Annotated in this window: 18 protein-coding genes and 1 riboswitch; of the genes, 9 read left to right on the top strand and 9 right to left on the bottom strand. The window is 63.6% G+C overall.

The genetic code is table 11. The annotated features are described in order from the left end of the window. Positions 1 to 789: 789 nt before the first annotated feature. From JQ633_RS29265 to JQ633_RS29255, 3 genes are all read right to left on the bottom strand, one after another. Complete coding sequence (locus JQ633_RS29265) at positions 790 to 981, bottom strand: hypothetical protein (RefSeq protein ID WP_211988656.1); 192 nt, start codon at positions 979 to 981, stop codon at positions 790 to 792. Between the two features lie 64 nt (positions 982 to 1,045). After that, positions 1,046 to 1,219, bottom strand: a complete 174-nt coding sequence (locus tag JQ633_RS29260; protein ID WP_211988654.1) for a hypothetical protein — start codon at positions 1,217 to 1,219, stop codon at positions 1,046 to 1,048. Between the two features lie 410 nt (positions 1,220 to 1,629). Next, entirely contained in the window at positions 1,630 to 1,809 is a 180-nt protein-coding gene (locus tag JQ633_RS29255) for a hypothetical protein (protein ID WP_211988653.1), read from the bottom strand. 624 nt (positions 1,810 to 2,433) lie between these two features. On the opposite strand from JQ633_RS29255, the gene JQ633_RS29250 reads away from it, so the two are divergent. After that, positions 2,434 to 2,715: a hypothetical protein gene (locus JQ633_RS29250; RefSeq protein ID WP_211988652.1), complete on the top strand. Its 282-nt coding sequence runs from the start codon at positions 2,434 to 2,436 to the stop codon at positions 2,713 to 2,715. Between the two features lie 38 nt (positions 2,716 to 2,753). After that, positions 2,754 to 2,966, top strand: a complete 213-nt coding sequence (locus JQ633_RS29245) for a hypothetical protein (RefSeq protein WP_211988651.1) — start codon at positions 2,754 to 2,756, stop codon at positions 2,964 to 2,966. On the opposite strand, the gene JQ633_RS29240 is transcribed toward JQ633_RS29245, so the two are convergent. Continuing rightward, complete coding sequence (locus JQ633_RS29240; protein WP_211988649.1) at positions 2,963 to 3,865, bottom strand: transposase; 903 nt, start codon at positions 3,863 to 3,865, stop codon at positions 2,963 to 2,965. The two genes, JQ633_RS29245 and JQ633_RS29240, sit on opposite strands and share 4 nt — an antisense overlap. A 511-nt stretch (positions 3,866 to 4,376) precedes the next feature. Here JQ633_RS29240 and JQ633_RS29235 point away from each other — a divergent pair. From JQ633_RS29235 to JQ633_RS29225, 3 genes are all read left to right on the top strand, one after another. Then, positions 4,377 to 5,198: a hypothetical protein gene (locus JQ633_RS29235; protein WP_211988647.1), complete on the top strand. Its 822-nt coding sequence runs from the start codon at positions 4,377 to 4,379 to the stop codon at positions 5,196 to 5,198. Between the two features lie 934 nt (positions 5,199 to 6,132). After that, positions 6,133 to 7,221 carry a recombinase RecA gene (gene recA / locus JQ633_RS29230; protein WP_211988645.1) on the top strand — a complete coding sequence of 363 codons (1,089 nt, stop codon included), beginning with the start codon at positions 6,133 to 6,135 and terminating at the stop codon, positions 7,219 to 7,221. Between the two features lie 106 nt (positions 7,222 to 7,327). Beyond that, entirely contained in the window at positions 7,328 to 8,311 is a 984-nt protein-coding gene (locus tag JQ633_RS29225; RefSeq protein WP_211988641.1) for a hypothetical protein, read from the top strand. Between the two features lie 6 nt (positions 8,312 to 8,317). On the opposite strand, the gene JQ633_RS29220 is transcribed toward JQ633_RS29225, so the two are convergent. From JQ633_RS29220 to gcvT, 4 genes are all read right to left on the bottom strand, one after another. After that, complete coding sequence (locus JQ633_RS29220) at positions 8,318 to 8,767, bottom strand: acyl-CoA thioesterase (protein WP_211988639.1); 450 nt, start codon at positions 8,765 to 8,767, stop codon at positions 8,318 to 8,320. A gap of 147 nt (positions 8,768 to 8,914) precedes the next feature. After that, positions 8,915 to 11,788: an aminomethyl-transferring glycine dehydrogenase gene (gene gcvP, locus JQ633_RS29215; RefSeq protein ID WP_211988637.1), complete on the bottom strand. Its 2,874-nt coding sequence runs from the start codon at positions 11,786 to 11,788 to the stop codon at positions 8,915 to 8,917. A gap of 23 nt (positions 11,789 to 11,811) precedes the next feature. After that, a complete protein-coding gene (gene gcvH / locus JQ633_RS29210) occupies positions 11,812 to 12,177 on the bottom strand; it encodes a glycine cleavage system protein GcvH (protein ID WP_211988636.1) in 366 nt (121 codons plus the stop codon). Positions 12,178 to 12,194: 17 nt separating this feature from the next. Then, a complete protein-coding gene (gene gcvT / locus JQ633_RS29205; RefSeq protein WP_211988635.1) occupies positions 12,195 to 13,340 on the bottom strand; it encodes a glycine cleavage system aminomethyltransferase GcvT in 1,146 nt (381 codons plus the stop codon). A gap of 140 nt (positions 13,341 to 13,480) precedes the next feature. After that, a riboswitch (glycine riboswitch) is annotated at positions 13,481 to 13,568 on the bottom strand. Positions 13,569 to 13,772: 204 nt separating this feature from the next. Between gcvT and alaS the strand changes: the two genes are divergently transcribed. The 4 genes from alaS (at position 13,773) to JQ633_RS29185 (ending at position 19,175) form a co-directional block, all read left to right on the top strand. Then, on the top strand, positions 13,773 to 16,445 hold the full coding sequence (alaS, locus tag JQ633_RS29200; RefSeq protein ID WP_211988634.1) for an alanine--tRNA ligase: 2,673 nt from the start codon (positions 13,773 to 13,775) through the stop codon (positions 16,443 to 16,445). Between the two features lie 15 nt (positions 16,446 to 16,460). Next, positions 16,461 to 17,714, top strand: a complete 1,254-nt coding sequence (locus JQ633_RS29195; protein WP_433995705.1) for a cyclic nucleotide-gated ion channel — start codon at positions 16,461 to 16,463, stop codon at positions 17,712 to 17,714. Between the two features lie 152 nt (positions 17,715 to 17,866). Beyond that, complete coding sequence (locus JQ633_RS29190) at positions 17,867 to 18,256, top strand: hypothetical protein (protein WP_211988633.1); 390 nt, start codon at positions 17,867 to 17,869, stop codon at positions 18,254 to 18,256. Between the two features lie 616 nt (positions 18,257 to 18,872). Next, on the top strand, positions 18,873 to 19,175 hold the full coding sequence (locus tag JQ633_RS29185) for a hypothetical protein (protein WP_211988632.1): 303 nt from the start codon (positions 18,873 to 18,875) through the stop codon (positions 19,173 to 19,175). Between the two features lie 35 nt (positions 19,176 to 19,210). Here the strand turns inward: JQ633_RS29185 and JQ633_RS29180 are convergent, their stop codons facing one another. Beyond that, positions 19,211 to 19,714, bottom strand: a complete 504-nt coding sequence (locus tag JQ633_RS29180; RefSeq protein WP_211988625.1) for a DUF3455 domain-containing protein — start codon at positions 19,712 to 19,714, stop codon at positions 19,211 to 19,213. Positions 19,715 to 19,726 lie beyond the last annotated feature (12 nt).

Here is a 19,726-nt window from a genome sequence, read left to right as displayed (position 1 = left end):
CGACTTAGCAAAACCGGCAAGGCGGAACTATGTTCACCCGCCGAGGATACGCCGGTCAGCGCTCTCAGCGCGGCGTCATGGCCTGGTGACCAGGGCCTGGGCCCGTTGATCGGCATAGAGAGTCTCCACTAGCTGCGCCAGTCATCTGGCCGACGAGACCTAGCCGACCAGACCTGGCCGACGAGACCTGGCCGAGGAGACCTGGCCGAGGAGACCTGGGTATGCACTCCGTGCGACTACGGGTCGGGAAAAAGTGGCAATCCCGGAACTACGTGCTAGCCTTGTCGTGTCGGGACGCACCCCGATATTTTCCGCAATACCCTTGCCGACTAGTCCCGGGGCCTCATTGCTCCGGGGTCCTTTTTTCGTTTCGGGAAGACTCGTTAATTTTGATTCACTAATGTGGTTGCTAAATCCGAACGCGTCTGGGATCATTCGTGAGCTGGGCGGGGCTAGATTTCATCAAGGCAATTTTTGCAGACCCAGCAGGCCGCTAAATTTGTGCAAAGCACGGCCACCAACAGCATAGGAAGAGACGGCCCCGGCATTGCTCCAAGGATGCCGGGGTCGTTCCTTTTCGGGAACAGTTGGCAATCGGCCGTTGAAGTATCGCTTCGATTTGACTGGTTGCCGTGGCCTCGGCGGGTACCCTTCGGGAGATCGGAAGCCGCCGACTGAGGCGGCCTTGCTGCTAGAATGCGCTGAAGAAGAAGCCCATGAGCAGCAAAGCGAGCAAAACGGACGCCCCAGCCGCCATCGTAAGCGCGCGACCTGGCTTCGCTGATCGGCTCATGTCGGGCGTAACCACTCGCTCACGCCTGCGCCGGTCTCGGCCTGACGTGCGAACTTCAGCAGCGCTTCTTTCTCAAGATCCGGGAGCAGCGCTGCGGCCTGACCGCGTAGCTGTTCGGCACGTTCCAGAAGTCTGGCTTCAAGAGAATCCGTTTGCACAACGCGACGGCGGCGCTTCTTCGCTTCCATGCATTTCCCTCGTTCGGCTCCCTGCCCGAACGGGGACTCCAAGCTGCAAGGGGGCGCAATGTTCCTATTGCGATTGGGCTTGCATCGCCCGCTCGACCTCATCGGCGAGCGTGCGGTGATGCGCAGCCAGCTTGGCGAAAAGCTCCTTCTTGGCCGCGTTGGTCGCGAGCTTGCTGATTAGTTCGCACTCTTCGGCCTCGCGCCGAAGCTTCTCCAAGTGCGCCTTCATGTCCTTCATGGGCGCGCCCCTTCCGTGCCGGTAGCCGGCGAATTATTGCATGCGGAACCCGGCGAGCAACAACCTAGATTAAGTTCTGGAACTCAGTTCCACGAAGAACACGGGGAACTTGGGGGGGGCGGGGCGCCCGGCGCAAGGGCTGTGGCACAAACTGAGAACCAGGACACCGAGCTATTTCCATGTTCGCGCGAACACGATCAGGACTATCCCGGCCAAGGCAACAAGCGATGAAACCGTAGTCAACTCACGGCCGCCATGCCAGGCGACGCTGATCACGACGGCTAGCGTGCCTGGGGCCAGCAAGAGGACCCCCACGATGATGATGAAGACCGTACACCCCGGAGGCAGTCTCGGTTCTTGTCTCGGGTTTGGCATGTCTGGGCGGTGAGCCTGAGGACCTCAGCGCCCCTCTAAAAGAATTTCTTTTGCGACTTGCTGGTTGCGGCCAAATAAAGCCCGACCCCGGCACCAGCCACGAGCCAGAAAATCAATATCGCCGGCCCGTAGAAGCTCAGGAAGCGCCCAACCGCATGGATGGCTTCGACGAAGTAGAAAAGGCCCATAACGAAATAGAAGACGACCTTATCCATGGCTCTTCCCAAAGTTGTGTCAGCCCAGAGTATCGCTCTGCGCGTTGATAGTTTCTTTCTGCATTAGCCTGGATTGGAACTCCGTTCACCCACGGAGAACCCCGGTTCGTGGCACAAACTGCATAGTGATTGATGCCTACATAAGAGGCAGTGATATCCTAGAACATCTCGTGATCGGGGCCTCGGTAATCCTACCGAGAACGGGCGGCTAAGGCTTGGTTGCCGCTTCGTTAAACCGAAAGCAGGCCGCTCCGAAAATCCAAGCAGGCCACTGTGGATGGAAACAGTCCGGCACCGTGCCGGTACTGGCCGAAACAGGCCACTCGCACTTGCGAAATAGGCCACTGGCGCGCTGGGCGCCCACTCACGGTTGCGTCAGGGCACTTGCCCTATTTTGGCGAACCGCATAAATAACCGGAAAACTCCGGCACCAGATTTGCTTGTTCCCGAAGAACCGCTCTCGTAGGATGGCGTTTGTTCAATGAGGCCCACCAGAAGGTGTGCCGAGACCAAGCGCTAAGCTGGCACCGGGAAACGTCAAACAATGCGCGTTAACCTTTCATTTACCGAGCTGGGGGACTCTATAGAGTCGCCCGGCGCTGACACGCGCACATGGAGAAGACAATGCAGGACCAACCACACGGAATCGTAGTCCTTCAGGTAATTGAGGACAATGACGGGCTCTACACGGCGACCAGCCGTCAGCTTGCCGGCGTGTGCGTCAGCCACCGCGATTTGAATAAAATCCTAAGCGACGTGCCCAATATTATGCGGCTCTGGTTTAAGCGCAATAAGGGCATGGACATTGAAGTTTTTCAGGGGCCGGTCACTCAGCATGACCACACCCGCACAATACCCATGATTCCAGTTCCCGCAGAAATTGCAGCGCGGGCGCTTGCGCGGTAATCTATCTGCCCTCTATCGGGTGGAAGGATGATTCGCGTGTGAGTGAGGAAGAATTTGAAAACTGGTTCCGCAGTGCCGGTTTTGAGCGCACTGGGGTGGGCACCATCATCACCGAAGAATGGTCGGACGGGACGCGTTCTATCTTCATAACGCGCCCCTCTGAGTTATCTCCGACTGACCGCAAGGCGGCCATTGAGCGGGCAAAGATGTATTTGGGCATCGACTACCCGCGCGTGCGCGGCGTTCACTAGGCCTTGCCGCCCTGAATTACGGTGAACTTCCGACGTCGGTCGGGAGGGGTTTCCGTGGGCAACGCGGGGGCCATAGAGAGAGCTGCGTCCACAAGCTGCGCAACCGACCAAGCCTTGTCAGCGATGCCCAGCGCCTTCGCTGGCGTCGTGCGCAGGGCTTCATGGGTGCGGCACAGGTTGTAGTGGCAGACGTACAGCGCGACGGCCGCAACGTGGTTGTCCAGCTTCTTTGAGAAACCGTTGGTCAAGCGGGTGAACCGGCGCGACGCCATGCGCAGCGTGAGGTTCTGCCGTTCAACGTAGCTGGTTGAGACGTACTGCTCGGGATCGCCAGTTACTACCTCACGGCTTACGGCTACTACCTGAGCCGGCGAGTAGCGGCCCTGCGCTTCCTTTACGAGATGCGTTACCGAGTACGTCTTTACGATCACGCCATGCGAGGCGCTGTCGCCGAAGGCGTCTCGGATCGCCAAGCGATAGGGATGGAAGCCGTCCGTGCTGATCTCGGGCTGGCCGATCACGCGGGCGCGCAGATCGTGCAGGAAGTCCATCGTGCTTTCGGTGTTACGCTTGCCGACGCCCCAGCTAATGATTGCCTTCTGCGTCCCGGCCATGCCGATGAACACATACTGGTCGCCCTTGGCGTTGATCTCGTGGCGCTGGACGTTCTTCTGCTTCTTGCCGACGAAGCTCCATAGCTCGTCCAACTCCAAGCGCTCGGTGCGGATGCCGACCATGATCCGGTCGTGTAATTCCATGCAGCCGAAGCCGACACGCAGGGCCAGGTTCGCCACGGTGCCACGGTTGACGCCAGTCAGGCGCGAAGCGGTGCGGATGCCGACGCCTTCGCAAAGCGCGGCAATGACCTCAATCTGTTTTTCGCGGGGAAGTACGTTCACGGAAGCTCATCCTTCTGTGTGAAGGGGGATGGCTTCGCGAGGACTCTAGCAAAACAGCGCTGCAACGCTTATATTTGCCGGATGGTCATTCGCTTCGGGCTCATCCCCGGTGCGGTTGATCGGGGCCGCTGCGGCTGCAACCAAAGCGGTCCCACTAGTTCGATGGTTCAGGGAGCCGGACTCGGACCGACATCTCCACACTTGTAGGGGCGGGTGTCCTACCTTTAGACGATCCCTGAAAGTCCTAGAGCCGATTGCAGGGCCGCCGCGTTCCTTGTTCAGGGGAGATCGCTGCGGCCCTTCCTTTTTCCTCGCCCCTTGGTGCTCGGCCAGCGCTCCCAAGGGGCTCAAACTGTTGTCATCGGAACCTCACCTTTAAACCAATCCTTACTGCGGATTTTGGATAGTGTCAACCGATAGTGCGGATAGGCGCATTAATTCTTGACGTTGTGGATACTGTGCATTATAAAGCCGTCCGTGCCATTCTTGGGAATGGATAGGAGAACACCTTATGGAAGGCGAGCAGGCGACGGCGGCTAATGCCGCCCAGAAGGAAGAAACTCAGCTTCGTCAACGATCTACGATCGGCTTCCCGTATGCCGATCTCAATGCGGCCGTCGAGCTGGCAAACGCTATCCACAGCCATGTAGGCTCCGGCGAATGTGATGATGACCAGCTAGCCGCTTGGACGGGTCAAAGTGCCAAGAGCAGTGGTTTTCGCACTCAGATATACGCTGGCCGAATGTTCGGAGTGTTGGAGGGTGAAGGCAGTCGCCATCGTCTGTCGGAGCTTGGTCGTGCAATTGTAGACCCGAACCGGTCTCGGGACGCACGCTCAAAGGCGTTCCAGATGGTCCCACTCTATCGCGCGATCTTTGAAAGCCACAGGGGCGGAGTGATCCCGCCCGCCGCAGCACTTGAGCGAGAGATGGTGGGGCTCGGAGTTGCTGAAAAGCAAAAGGAGCGCGCGCGACAGGTGTTTGAGCGATCAGCCGATCAGGCCGGTTATTTTGAGCACGGACGCAATCGACTTGTGATGCCGGGCATAGCGTCCGGAGCGCAGCGCGAAGAAGAGAAGCCTCGTGAAGAGGAGGAGAGCAACGGTGGTGGGAATGGTGGTGGAGGCGGAAAGCCGCCGCCGGTCGATCCCATCATTGCTGGACTTCTGGCGCGATTGCCAAAGTCTGGCGATGTTTGGCCAGTTGCGGAGCGCAAGCTGTGGCTACAACTGTTGGAAGGCAGCTTCCAATTGATCTACAAGGATGCCGCCGCGAACAAGCAGCCCGTTGGAACGGAAGGACTGCCGTGGCCGAAAAATGAAGCCGTGAAATGAAAGAGGCCGCCAACTGAGGCGGCCTTACTGCGCCGGGGAAGTAAGCCACTCGCTCATGCTCGCGCCTTGTTCTGCCTGACGTGCGAGTTTCAGCAGCGCTTCTTTCTCGATACCTGGGGCGCGCGCAGCAGCCTTCTCGCGTAGCTGTCTGGCACGTTCTAGAAGTCTGGCTTCAAGAGAGTCCGTTTGCACAACGCGACGGCGGCGTTTCTTTGGTTCCATGCATTCCCCTTGTGTTCGGCTCCCTGCCCGAACGGGGAATAAAAACCGCTTGGAACGCAAGGTTCCTATTCGGGGCTTACTTCCTCGGCTCTAGACGGCCGACGCGCCGGTTGCCGGCCCAGACCTCAACGGGATGCCTATCGAGAAATTTGCGCGCGGCCGACAAAGCCTGTTCGTCAGTCTGGCATCTGACGTTGATTGACGGCGCGTCTATGTGCCCGTCATCGTCGAGAATATAGATGCGGTACTCGTTCACGGCAGTCCACCCAAGCGGCCGAAAAATGCTCCGGGAACCCGCCAGAGTCCATTCACATAGGATAATCCCGCCTCATCATTTCGGAACTCCGTTCACCTCACGGAGAACACCCGGACGCTCTGGGCAGCGCCCGGCGGTGGCACAAACTGCATAGTGATGGATGCCTGCATAAGAGGCAGTGATATCCTAGAACATCTCGTGATCAGGGCCTTGGTAGTCCTACCGAGAACGGCGGCTAAGGCTTGGTTGACGCTTCGTTAAATCGAAAACAGGCCACTCCGAAAATCAAAGCAGGCCACTGACGTTGGAAGCAGGCCAGCACCACCGTGCCGAAAAGAACATATTGCGAACATAGAACAAACGTGGTACGACGTTCCCATCAACAGCGCATTCAATCTGATCGCGCCGCGCCGTTTGTCCCGCTAGCGAATCCTCGCCATAAGGAGCACATCCCAAATGTCCGCTACCGCACTGCGTATTGTCGAAGGATCCTCTATGGACAAGTCCAAGGCGCTCTCAGCCGCGCTCTCCCAGATCGAGCGTCAGTTCGGCAAGGGCTCGGTGATGAAGCTCGGCAAGAACGACCGTTCGATGGATATCGAGACGATATCGTCGGGATCGCTCGGGCTCGATATCGCGCTCGGCGTCGGCGGCCTGCCGAAGGGCCGCATCGTCGAGATCTACGGGCCGGAATCCTCGGGCAAGACCACGCTGGCGCTGCATACGGTGGCGGAAGGCCAGAAGAAGGGTGGCATCTGCGCCTTCATCGACGCGGAGCATGCGCTCGATCCGGTCTATGCGCGCAAGCTCGGCGTCAACATCGATGAGCTGCTGATCTCGCAGCCCGACACCGGCGAGCAGGCGCTCGAGATCGCGGACACCCTGGTGCGCTCCGGCGCGGTCGACGTGCTGGTGATCGATTCGGTCGCGGCGCTGGTGCCGAAGGCCGAGCTCGAGGGCGAGATGGGCGATGCGCTGCCGGGCCTGCAGGCCCGCTTGATGAGCCAGGCGCTGCGCAAGCTCACCGCCTCGATCAACAAGTCCAACACCATGGTGATCTTCATCAACCAGATCCGCATGAAGATCGGCGTGATGTACGGCTCGCCCGAGACCACCACCGGCGGCAACGCGCTGAAGTTCTATGCCTCGGTCCGCCTCGACATCCGCCGCATCGGCGCGATCAAGGAGCGTGACGAGGTGGTCGGCAACACCACCCGCGTCAAGGTGGTGAAGAACAAGCTGGCGCCGCCCTTCAAGCAGGTCGAGTTCGACATCATGTACGGCGAGGGCGTCTCCAAGATGGGCGAGATCCTCGACCTCGGTGTCAAGGCTGGGCTGGTCGAGAAGTCCGGTGCCTGGTTCTCCTATGACAGCCAGCGGCTCGGCCAGGGCCGCGAGAATTCGAAGGCGTTCCTGCGCGCCAACCCCGACATCACCTCGAAGATCGAAGCCGCGATCCGCCAGAACTCCGGCCTGATCTCCGAGCAGATCCTCGCCGGCACGCCCGAGCGCGACGCCGAAGGCGAGGAGCCGACCGAGGAGTAAGCCTCAAGGCTGAGATAAGTTCGCTGCAAGCGGGCGCTGAAGACGTTGAGTTGCCGACGTCCTCGGTGCCCGTCTCGTTTGTGTGGGATGTTGAGTGAGCGGGCGGATGAAGCGTCTGATTCTGACCAGTTCGTCCGGCCACGAGCTGGCGCGTATGGGGCTGGCTGACAGCGTCCTTACAATCTGGTTTCGGTTCATTGGCGGACCGTTGCCGTCACTGGAACAGCTCGACGCCTATTTCGGCGTGGGTAGCGATCAGAGCACCGGCGATCACTGGTCCGACTGGCTTTTCCGGAGTCGGGAGCGCGACGCGGTCCGGCAACTTACGTTCATCGAATATTGCGCGTTGTTCGATCGCATCGAACTCTGGTTCGATCCCGATCCGAACGATCAATTGCAACTTGCTTGTCTGCTCGAGCATTTCCGATCGCATCCCGCGACGGTGGCCAAGTTGGAACTGCGTCTGGTCGGCTTCTATCTGATGACCATAGAGCCGAAAGAGCCCCCGTGGGCTGGATGGCGCGAAGTGCCACTCGTCAAAGTCCGACCGGCGCATGTCGAGGCCGCAAGCGGGGTCTGGCGGGCGTATCGCGCCTCGACACCGGAGGCCTGCTTCGATGCGCTCCAGCATGACCTGAGCGCGTTTCCCCTGCTCAGACCCGCACTGCTTGACCTGCTTCAAGAACTTCCGTGGAGTGGATCAGGGCTTGGTGCAACCGAAATGCGACTGCTCGAGCTAATCGGCGCGGGATTCATGGGTACCAACATGCTGTTCTACCTGCGCGGCTTTCGCCAGCGCGGCGTGTTTAGTGACATGGAAATCGGCACGCTGCTGCAAGGGCTGGCGCACGGACCGCGCCCGGCGATAGAAGGACTCGACGATGAGTTGCGGGCCATTGGCCGCAGAAATTCGCAGGATCACCTTGCCGCCTATCAGCGAAGTCGGTTGTCGTTGACTGAGTTCGGCAAGGCAGTGCTCGCCCATAAGGTGGATTTTACGGATCACAATCCGATCGATCGCTGGTGGGGCGGCACGCACCTCACCAACGATAACTTCTGGCGCTGGAAGCCGACGCTGAGGGCGGAGTGATCAGTATCAGCCCTGCGCCAGCGTCTTTTCCCGGCTAGCGATCAGCGCTCGCAAATCCTCCGTCACGGCGACGGATTGATGGGTCTTCTGGTCGGTCGCGACCCAGATGATCTCGCCGGTGGCGCGGAGGTCTTCGGAGCCCCTCTCAGATTCCTTGGCGAAGATCGCCAGCGCAAGGTTGATCGAGGAGCGGCCGATCCGCGCGACGCGCACGCAGACGTCGATGTCCTCGTCGAACCGGATCGGGGCCTTGTACTCGACCACCGACTTCACGGTGTGGAAGTCGATGCCGGTCCGCGCCACCTCGCCGAGATAGTCGTACCCGAGCGCACGGAAATATTCGGTGATCGCGGTGTCGAAATAGGTCAGGTAGTGGGCGTTGAACACCACGGCCTGCGCGTCGACCTCGGAATAGCGGACGCGGAACGGGAAATGAAACCAGAATTCCTCGCGCATGAATCCTCCTGCCGCGGCATCGCCGGCGGCAATCAGCCGGATCTTGGCCGATCGTAGGATGGGTGGAGCGAAGCGATACCCATCATCTCACCGAATGGACGGAATTGATGGGTATCGCTTCGCTCCACCCATCCTACAAACTTGCGCTTACTCCGCCGCCTCCGCGTAATCCTCCACCGGCGGGCACGAACATACCAGATTGCGGTCGCCGTAGACGTTGTCGACGCGGCCGACCGGGCTCCAGTATTTGTCGGATCGCGACACGCCGGCCGGGAAGCAGCCCTCGGCGCGGCTATAGGCGCGATCCCAGCCATCGTCGGCGATGTCGTGCACGGTGTGCGGGGCGTGGCGCAGCGGCGAGGCCTCGATCGTCCAGCGGCGCTTCTCGACCTCGGCGATCTCGTTGCGGATCGCAATCATCGCGTCGCAGAACCGGTCGATCTCGAGCTTCGATTCCGATTCGGTCGGCTCGATCATCAGCGTCCCCGCGACCGGGAAGCTCATGGTCGGCGCGTGGAAGCCGTAGTCGATCAGCCGTTTTGCGATGTCGTCGACGGTGACGCCGCTGGTCGTCTTCAGCGGCCGCGGGTCGACGATGCACTCATGCGCGACGCGGCCGCGGGCGTTGCGGTACAGCACCGGGAAGTGTGGCTGCAGCCGCGCCGCGATGTAGTTGGCATTGAGGATCGCGACCTCAGTCGCCCGCGTCAGCCCTTCGCCGCCCATCATCAGGATGTAGATGTAGGAGATGGTCAGGATCGACGCCGAGCCGAACGGCGCGGCCGAGACCGGGCCGACCGGATGCACGATGGCGCCGTCGCTCGCGGGATGGCCGGGCAGATAGGGCGCCAGATGCGCCTTGACGCCGATCGGGCCCATGCCGGGGCCGCCGCCGCCATGCGGGATGCAGAAGGTCTTGTGCAGGTTGAGATGACTGACATCGGCGCCGAAATCGCCGGGCCGCGACAGCCCGACCTGCGCATTCATGTTGGCGCCGTCGAGATAGACCTGTCCGCCATGAGCATGCACGATGTCGCAGATCTCGCTGATGTGCTCCTCGAACACGCCATGCGTCGACGGATAGGTGATCATCACCGCGGCGAGGTTGGCGGAATGCTTCTCCGCCTTGGCGCGGAGATCATTGACATCGACGTCGCCGCGCTCGTCGCACGCCACCACCACGACGTCCATGCCGACCATCGCGGCCGAGGCCGGGTTGGTGCCGTGCGCGGAGGAGGGGATCAGGCAGACCTTGCGGTGCGGCTCGCCGCGCGCGAGGTGATAGCCGCGGATCGCCAGCAACCCGGCATATTCGCCCTGCGCGCCGGAGTTCGGCTGCAGCGACACCGCGTCATAGCCGGTGATGTCGCACAGCCACTGCTCCAGCCGCCTGAACAGCGCGTGATAGCCCTTGGCCTGATCCGCCGGGGCGAACGGATGCAGCTGGCCGAACGCCGGCCAGGTCAGCGGGATCATCTCCGAGGTGGCGTTCAACTTCATGGTGCAGGAGCCGAGCGGGATCATCGCGCGGTCGAGCGCGAGGTCGCGGTCTGAGAGCTTGCGCATGTAGCGCAGCAGCTCGGTCTCCGAGCGATGGGTGTTGAACACCGGATGGGTGAGGAAGGCGCTGCTGCGCTTCAGCTCCTTCGGCAGCGCCTCGCGCGCGGTCGCCTCGATCTCGGCGTAAGCCAGCTTGCCGCCGAACACGCGCCACACCGCCTCGATGATCTCGGGTGTCGTGGTCTCGTCGAGCGCGATGCCGAGCGTCGTGTCGCCGATCCGCAGGTTGATGCGCTCCGCCAGCGCGCGGGCGATCAGCTCGTTCTGTTTCGCGCCAGCCGCGACCGTCACGGTATCGAAGAACGCTTCACTGGTCGGCGCAAAGCCGAGCTTGCGCAGGCCCGCCGCCAGCACCGCGGCGCGGCGATGCACGCTGCGCGCGATATGGGTCAGGCCCTCGGGGCCGTGATAGACCGCATACATCGAGGCGATCACGGCGAGCAGCACCTGCGCGGTGCAGATGTTGGAGGTCGCCTTCTCGCGGCGGATGTGCTGCTCGCGGGTCTGCAGCGCGAGGCGGTAGGCCGGCGCGCCACGCGAATCCACCGACAGGCCGACGATGCGGCCGGGCAGCGAGCGCTTCAGCGCATCGCGCACCGCCATGTAGGCGGCGTGCGGTCCGCCATAGCCCATCGGCACGCCGAAGCGCTGCGCCGAGCCGACCGCGATGTCGGCGCCGAGCTCGCCGGGCGAGGCCAGCAGTGTCAGCGACAGCAGGTCGGCGGCGACGATCGAAAGCGCCCCCTTGGCGCGCAGCGAGGCGATCGCGGGCTTGAGGTCGCGCACCGCGCCCGTCGTGCCCGGATATTGCAGCAGCGCGCCGACCACGTCGGCCTTGTCGAGCTCGGTGAGGGGATCGCCGACCACCAGCGCCCAGCCCAGCGGGGCGGCACGGGTGCGCATCACCGCCAGCGTCTGCGGATGCACCTCCTTGTCGACGAAGAACAGTTTCGACTTCACCTGCGAATGCCGTTCGGCGAGCGCCATCGCTTCGGCGGCCGCGGTCGCCTCGTCGAGCAGCGAGGCGTTGGCGACGTCGAGCCCGGTGAGATCGCAGATCATGGTCTGGAAGTTGAACAGCGCCTCCAGCCGGCCCTGGCTGATCTCCGGCTGATACGGCGTGTACGCCGTGTACCAGGCCGGGTTCTCCAGGATGTTGCGCTGGATCACCGCGGGCAGGATGGTGCCGGAATAGCCTTGGCCGATCAGCGAGGTGAACACCTGGTTCTGCGCGGCGAGCTCGCTCATATGGGCGAGCGCCTCGGTCTCGCTCAGCGCGCGGCCGAGATCGAGCGGCGCCTGCTGGCGGATCGAGGCCGGCAGCGTCTCGCCCATCAGCGCCTGCAGGCTCGCGGCGCCGACCGTCTCCAGCATCGCGCCGATGTCGCGCGGCGAGGGGCCGATGTGGCGGCGGACGAAATCGGTGGCGGCTTCGTTGCTCGGCTTGAAGGGCGCGTTCATGACGTGGTCCTCGTTGTCAGTCGTCAGGCGGTGTGCGCGGCGTAGGCGGCCTCGTCCATCAGGCCGCCGAGCTCACCCTTGTCTGATATCTTCAGCTTGAAGAACCAGGCCTTGCCGCCGGCATCCGAATTGACCAGCGCCGGTTCGGCCGCCAGCGCCTCGTTGACCTCGACCACCTCGCCGGTGATCGGCGCATAGACGTCGGAGGCGGCCTTGACCGATTCGACGACGGCGGCGGCCTCGGCCTTTTTCAGGCTGCGGCCGACCTTGGGCAGTTCGACGAACACGACGTCGCCGAGCTGCGATTGCGCGTAGTCGGTGATGCCGATGGTGGCGACGTCACCCTCGATGCGGAGCCATTCGTGGTCGGACGTGTAGAGCGTCGTCATGGGAGGTCCTCTGGCGTTTAGCGTTTGTAGGTATTGGGAACGAAAGGCGTGGCGGCGACCTTCAGCGGCAGCCGCTGGCCGCGCACTTCGGCGAAAACACTGGTGCCTGCGGCGGAAAGCGCGGTGGGCAGATAGCCCATCGCGACCGGCGCATTGAGGCTCGGGCCGAAGCCGCCCGAGGTCACTTTTCCAATCGGCTCGCCCGAGGCCGGATCGGCAAACAAAACGGCGCCTTCGCGCACCGGCGCCCGGCCTTCCGGCCTGAGGCCGACGCGGCGGCGTGCGGCGCCTTGCGTGAATTGGGTGAGGATCTTGTCGGCGCCGGGAAAGCCGCCGGCGCGGGCGCCGCCGCTGCGGCGGACTTTCTGCACCGACCATTCCAGCGCGCCTTCGACCGGCGTCGTCGTGGTGTCGATGTCATGGCCGTAGAGGCAGAGCCCGGCTTCGAGCCGCAGGCTGTCGCGTGCGCCGAGCCCGATCGGCAGCACGTCGGGATTATCGAGCAGGGCGGTGACCAGCGTCTCGGCCTTGGCGGCGGGCACGGAAATCTCAAAACCGTCCTCGCCGGTATAGCCGGAGCGGGAGACGAAGCAGTCGATGTCGGCGACGCGGCGCGGGCCGGCGTCCATGAATTTCATCGAACTGACATCTGCGCAGAATTTTGCCAGCGCCGCCTCGGCCTTCGGCCCCTGCAGCGCGATCAGCGCGCGGTCGGCGAGCGAGACGATCTCGCAGGTCTCCGAGAGATGCGCGCGCAGATGCGCCTCGTCCTCCGCCTTGCAGGCGGCGTTGACCACCAGGAACAGGTGATCGCCGAAATTCGCGACCATCAGGTCGTCGAGCAGGCCGCCGTCGGCGTTGGTGAACTGCGCGTAGCGCTGCCGCCCGGGGGCGATGCCGAGGATGTCCTGCGGCACCAACTGCTCAAGCGCGAGCGCGGCGTCCGCGACCTTGCCGGATTTGGCCGTCAGCTTGAGCTGGCCCATATGCGAGACGTCGAACAGCCCGGCGGCGCTCCGGGTGTGCAGGTGCTCCTTCAGCACGCCGGCGGCGTATTGCACCGGCATGTCATAGCCGGCAAACGGCACCATCTTCGCGCCGCGCGCAAGATGCAGCGCGTGCAGCGGGGTCTGTTTCAGCGGGGTGGTTTCGTGCGCAAGCATCAAAGGGCCCTCGCGGTTCCCGCGGGGACCTATTTCCCCTTGAGAAACCTGCAGAAAGCCCCATCTGTCGCTGTGCCTGAGAGTATTATCCCGTCGGCGGACGCATCGGGGAGAACCCCAGCGCCTCTTTCCAGATGTCAGACGTCACGCGGTCCTTTTGCCTGAGAGTTTCCGGGGCGGTTGCTCCTTCGGCGCCGGCACGAGGCCGGTCTCTCCCGACGTGACTACTAGTTACAGGTAGGTAAGAAACACGGCACCGCCAAGCCTGTCAACGCGCCTCTCGCGCTATCCAATGGGCTTTGTGTGCTGCGGCAAGTTCATGATCTAGCTGCACAGTTTCTGGACACCGCCGCACGCAATGTCTAAAAGCGGTACGCCGGAAAAGTTCGGTATTTCGCGCCCGACCGGCCCTTTTTTTCCGATTGGATGAACATGAGCAGCGTCAACGACATCAGGTCGACATTTCTGAACTACTTCAAGGAGAACGGCCACGAAGTGGTGGCGTCGTCTCCGCTGGTGCCGCGCAACGACCCGACGCTGATGTTCACCGCGGCCGGCATGGTGCAGTTCAAGAACGTCTTCACCGGGATCGAGAAGCGCTCCTATCAGCGCGCCACCACGGCGCAGAAATGCGTGCGCGCCGGCGGCAAGCACAACGACCTCGACAATGTCGGCTACACTGCGCGCCATCTCACCTTCTTCGAGATGCTCGGCAACTTCTCGTTCGGCGACTACTTCAAGGAGCGCGCGATCGAACTCGCCTGGAACCTGGTCACAAAGGATTTCGGGCTGAACAAGGACAAGCTGCTGGTCACGGTCTACCACACCGACGACGAGGCGGCCGACTACTGGAAGAAGATCGCGGGCTTTTCGGACGACCGCATCATCCGCATCGCGACCTCGGACAATTTCTGGGCGGCGGGCGATACCGGGCCGTGCGGTCCGTGCTCCGAGATCTTCATCGATCGCGGCGATCACATCTGGGGCGGACCTCCGGGCACGCCGGAGGAGGACGGCGATCGCTTCCTCGAATTCTGGAACCTGGTGTTCATGCAGTTCGACCAGGTGACGAAGGACGAGCGCGTGCCGCTGCCGCGCCCCTCGATCGACACCGGCATGGGGCTGGAGCGCATGGCGTCCATCCTGCAGGGCGTCGAGAGCGTGTTCGAGACCGATCTGTTCCGCAACCTGATCGATGCCGCCTCGTCCGCGCTCGGGCGGGGGCCGACCAAGCAGAACGTCGCCTCGTACCGGGTGATCGCCGACCATCTGCGCTCGTCGGCGTTCCTGATCGCCGACGGCGTGCTGCCGTCGAACGAGGGCCGCGGTTACGTGCTGCGCCGGATCATGCGCCGTGCGATGCGCCACGCGCAGCTGCTGGGCGCCGGCGAGCCGCTGATGCATCGCCTGGTCTGGGCGCTGGTCCGCGAGATGGGCCAGGCCTATCCGGACCTCGTGCGCGCCGAGAACCTGATCGAGGAGACGCTGCGGCTGGAGGAGACGCGCTTCCGTAAGACCCTGACGCGCGGACTGTCGCTGCTCGACGAGAAGAGCGCGGGCCTCAAGAAGGGCGACATGTTCGACGGCGACACAGCGTTCACGCTGTACGACACCTATGGCTTCCCGCTCGACCTGACGCAGGACGCGCTGAAGTCGCGCGGCATCAGCGTCGACCAGGCCTCGTTCACCGATGCGATGAACCGTCAGCGCGAGAAGGCGCGTGAATCCTGGAAGGGCTCCGGCGAGGCCGCGAGCGAAGCGGTCTGGTTCCCGCTGCGCGAGAAGCTCGGCGCCACAGAGTTCTTGGGCTACGAGACCGAGAAGGCGGAAGGCGCGGTGACGGCGCTGCTCAAGGATGGCGCGGAGGTCGACAGCCTCAAGGCCGGCGAGACCGGCGCGATCGTGCTCAACCAGACGCCGTTCTATGCGGAGTCCGGCGGCCAGGTCGGCGACACCGGCGTGCTGATGGCCGAAGGCATCAAGTTCCGCGTCACCGACATGCAGAAGAAGGCCGGCGATCTGTTCGTGCATCTCGGCACGGTCGAGCAGGGCGCGCTCAAGGTCGGCACCGCGCTGCAGCTCGAGGTCGATCACACGAGGCGCTCGTCGATCCGTGCGCATCACTCGGCAACGCATCTGTTGCACGAGGCGCTGCGCCAGGTGCTCGGCGATCACATCGCCCAGCGCGGCTCGCTGGTCGCGCCCGACCGGCTGCGCTTCGACTTCGTGCATCCGAAGCCGATCACGCCGGAGGAGCTCGCGCGGGTCGAGGACATCGCCAACGACGTCGTGCTGGAGAATGCCGAGGTCACCACCCGCATCATGGCGGTGGATGACGCCCGCGAGGCCGGCGCCCGCGCGCTGTTCGGCGAGAAATACGGCGACGAGGTTCGCGTGGTCTCGATGGGCAACTCCGCCCGCGACCACGGCCAGAACGCGCTCGGCTGGTCGGTCGAATTGTGCGGCGGCACCCATGTGCGCCGCACCGGCGATATCGGGCTGATCTCGGTGACCGGCGAGGGCGCGGTGGCGTCGGGCGTCCGCCGCATCGAGGCGCTCACCGGCCGCCATGCCCGCAAGCATGCCAACGACACCATGGCGCTGGCCAAGACCGCGGCGCAGGAGCTGCGCACCACGGTCGAGGACGTGCCGGCGCGCATCGCCGCGCTGATGGAGGAGCGCAAGAAGCTCGAGCGCGACCTGTCCGATGCCCGCAAGAAGCTCGCGATGGGCGGCGGCGGTTCATCGAACGGCGCGGCGTCGGCCGTCCGCGAGGTCGGCGACGTCAAGCTGCTGGCGCGCGCGGTCGAGGGTGTCGAGACCAAGGATCTGAAGAGCCTGGTCGACGACGGCAAGAAGCAGATCGGCTCCGGCGTGGTCGCCATCGTCGGCGTCACCGAGGACGGCAAGGCCGGCATCGTGGTCGGCGTCACCGCCGATCTCACCTCGCGCTTCAACGCGGTCGAGCTGGTGCGCAAGGGCTCGGAAGCCCTCGGCGGCAAGGGCGGCGGCGGCCGGCCCGACATGGCGCAGGCCGGCGGTCCCGACGGCGCCAAGGCCGGTGCCGCATTGTCGGCGATCGAGCAGGCGATGGCCGGCGCCTGACGGAGAGGCATCATCGTGACCACGGTTCCGGGCAAGCGCAGGCGCAGCGGCCCGGAGCTGCGGGATCGTCTCTACGAACTGCTCGAACGCGATGACCTGCCTCATTCCGGTGGCTCGCATTTTGCCCGGCTGATCGTCGCCATCGTCGCCGTCGACGTGCTGGCGGCGATCCTCGCCTCGGAGCCCGACATCGAGGCGCAATTCGGCGCGCTGCTGACGACGATCGAGGTCGTGGCGGTGATCGCCTTCGCGCTGGAATACGCGGCGCGGCTGTGGAGCGTGGTCGGCCATTCGCTGCGCGACGTGAGCCCGCTGCGGGCCCGGCTGGACTACGCCCTCTCGGCCCTCGGCCTGATCGATCTCGCCGCCTTCCTGCCATCGGCCATTGCTCTCGTGATCGGCGACAAGACCGCGCTGGTGCTGTTCGGCATGCTGCCGTTCCTCAAGCTGGTGCGCTATTCGCCGGCGCTGCGTTCGCTGCTGGCGGCGCTGCACGCCGAGCGGCGGACGCTGTTCGGCTGCCTCGTGATCCTGACCGGCGCGGTGCTGCTGTTCGCGTCGCTGCTCTATGCCATCGAGCACAAGGTGCAGCCCGACAAGTTCGGCACCATGCCGCAGGCGATGTGGTGGGCGATCGTGACGCTCGGCACCGTCGGCTATGGCGACGTCGTGCCGGTGACGCCGCTCGGGCGCATCGTCACGGTGTTCGCCATCGTGGTCGGCTTTGCGATGATCGCGCTGCCGGTGGCGATCGTCTCGACCGCCTTCGCCGAGGAGGTCCGCCGCCGCGATTTCGTCGTCACCTGGGGCATGCTGGCGCGAGTGCCGCTGTTCGCCCGCCTCGGCGCGTCCGAAATCGCCGACATCATGCGGCTGTTGCGGTCGCAGACCATCGAGCATGGCGAGGTGCTGGTGCGGCGCGGCGAGGCCGCCGCGTCGATGTATTTCATCACCGCCGGCGAGGTCGAGATCGATCTGCCGAGCCAGCGGGTGCGGATGGCCGACGGCGCCTTCTTCGGCGAGATCGCGCTGCTGCGCCGGACCAAGCGTTCCGGCACCGTGACGGCGTTGCGCAAGACCCGGCTGCTGGCGCTCGACGCGCAGGATTTCCACGCCTTGATCGAGCGCATGCCGGCGCTCGCCGCGCATGTCAAGGAAACCGCGGAAGCGCGGCTCGCCGACACCGTCGCGACCGACGGCGGCGATGTCGCGCCCGCGGAGATCGCGCAAGCCGAGCCGGTCGAGACCGACGGCGGCAACCGGGATTAGCGGTGTACTCGCGAGGACGCCCGCTTTCGAGGGCGAAGCGGACACGCGACCCGACTCCGGCAATATCGCCTCGTGACCCAACCCCGACATTGCATTACACGAACAGCGGCCACACCATATGCCAAGCCAGATGGAGCGAATGGAGGCCGGGGATGAAGTGCCTGCGCATATATGCAACGCCTGACGGGGAGTCCCATTTTGGCGAAGCCGATATCCCGATGACGATGAAGCCGGCGTTTCCCAACGAAGTGCCGTTTGAAATTTCGGCCTTTTACTCAGCGTCACGCATCCGTTTTTCTCACATCCCCGCCGGGGTGCGCGACGTGGGTTTCCACAGGCCGCCGGATCGGCTCCTCGCCATATGGCTGGATGGCCATGTGGAATTTGAAACGAGCGATGGAGAGGTGCGACGCCTTCCAGCGGGAAAAGCTGTTCTCGTCGAGGATACGCACGGGAAAGGACACATCTCGCGCCATCCCGAGGAAGGACAGAATGCAATCATAGTCATCCTGCCGAGCGGCCTTGACGCGCCACTTGGTTAGTCGGCTTCTGGCCCATAGCTGACGGCCTGCATGATCGCGGGAACGTCGGCTCGTCGAGGAGAACCGGACGTCCCCGGTATCGATCGCCGCAAGGGTGAATGGCATCTAAGGGAGCCGCAGTGAGAAGCACCGCGGACCACTCCTGCTATTGGCCCAAAGCCGAAGGTGCATTCGGCGCGCTGCTCACCACCAGTATGGCCACCGCCATCCCTCATAGCGGACCCACGACGACACCAGGGGCGGGCCGTATGGATCGACGCGGTCGTCTTCAACGCGATAACGGTATCGTGGAACAATATTGTAATCCCAGGGAGTCGGCTCTAGCCGGGGCGTCGTTACAATAACTCTCCTCGGTTCATGAACGACTTGTGCCTTCCGCGTCCGGGCTTCAGCACCAGACGTTCCGAGGTTGCACAGCACCAGGGCCGCTCCGAGAGCGCACGCGACGGTCATTTTCTTCATGCATCGACCTCCGTGCCCAAGAGTGCAAAAGGACTCAAGGCAACGCAAGCTAATTCCGCTATCAAACTGGCTTGAATGACCGATGGCCAGTAGCCGGTTCGCGCTCAGCAGTCCGTCATAATGTCCTCAAGACGACCATCCTGGAGCAAAGACGATGAGCGATGACGTGCAACAGGCAGTTGATCGGATGCGCGTGGCGACACGTCCGCAACTCCTGAAGATTCTTGCGACGGCGATCATGGAAATGACGATGCTCGGACGAGCGCATTATGAAGACGAAGACCCCGCCGGCTATCTCCGGCAAACCAATGAAGCAGTCCATCGTCTGGCGGGTCATCTGTGCAGTCTCAGCGATCCGGCTGAAGTATTCACTGAAAGCCGCGCAGCAGGAATCGGCGAGCAGCTAGAACTCCTCCATCCGTCCGCCGTGGCTCGAATTTGTCGCGTGGCGTTCTAGCGTCAGCGTCAGTCTTATGGGCACACGCCCTGGTGTCAGCCGCCCTTGCGCAGGAAGACGTAATCCGCCGAGTAGGGCACGCTCTTCAGCGCGCCGGCCTTGTCGCAGGCGCCGTCGAGCTTGCCGCCCGAGGTGTTGATGCGCTGCACAGTGCTGATGGCGGACAGCACGCCTTCGCCGCGGCGGGAGATCACCGACAGCTTCAGCCAGGGAATGTCCGATGCGGTGGCGCCCGGTGCCTCGGCGGCGGTGCGGCCGGTGACGGCGCTGCCGTCGACATGCTCCCAGTTCGGGCCGGCATAGTGGCGGCCGACGGTCCGGCCGCCCTCGATCAGGGTGGCGATCGGCTCGCGGAACGACCAGGCGAGCCTGCCGTCGGTGACCGGCTTGCACTCATAGACCTGCGCGCCCAGCCCGTGGACCGTGAGCATCGCGGTTTCGCCCGGCGCCGCGATGGCAGTGGGCAGGGGATCGGCGGCGAGCGCCGCCGACCCGGTCAGCAACAGCGCTGCGAGCGTGACGCTCCGGAGAGGGGTCATGGTCACGCTCGC

This window comes from Bradyrhizobium tropiciagri, assembly GCF_018130505.1.
Classification (GTDB): Bacteria; Pseudomonadota; Alphaproteobacteria; order Rhizobiales; family Xanthobacteraceae; genus Bradyrhizobium; species Bradyrhizobium tropiciagri_B.
Note: the sequence above shows the minus strand (reverse complement) of the source record. Positions and strands in the feature narration are given on the sequence as shown.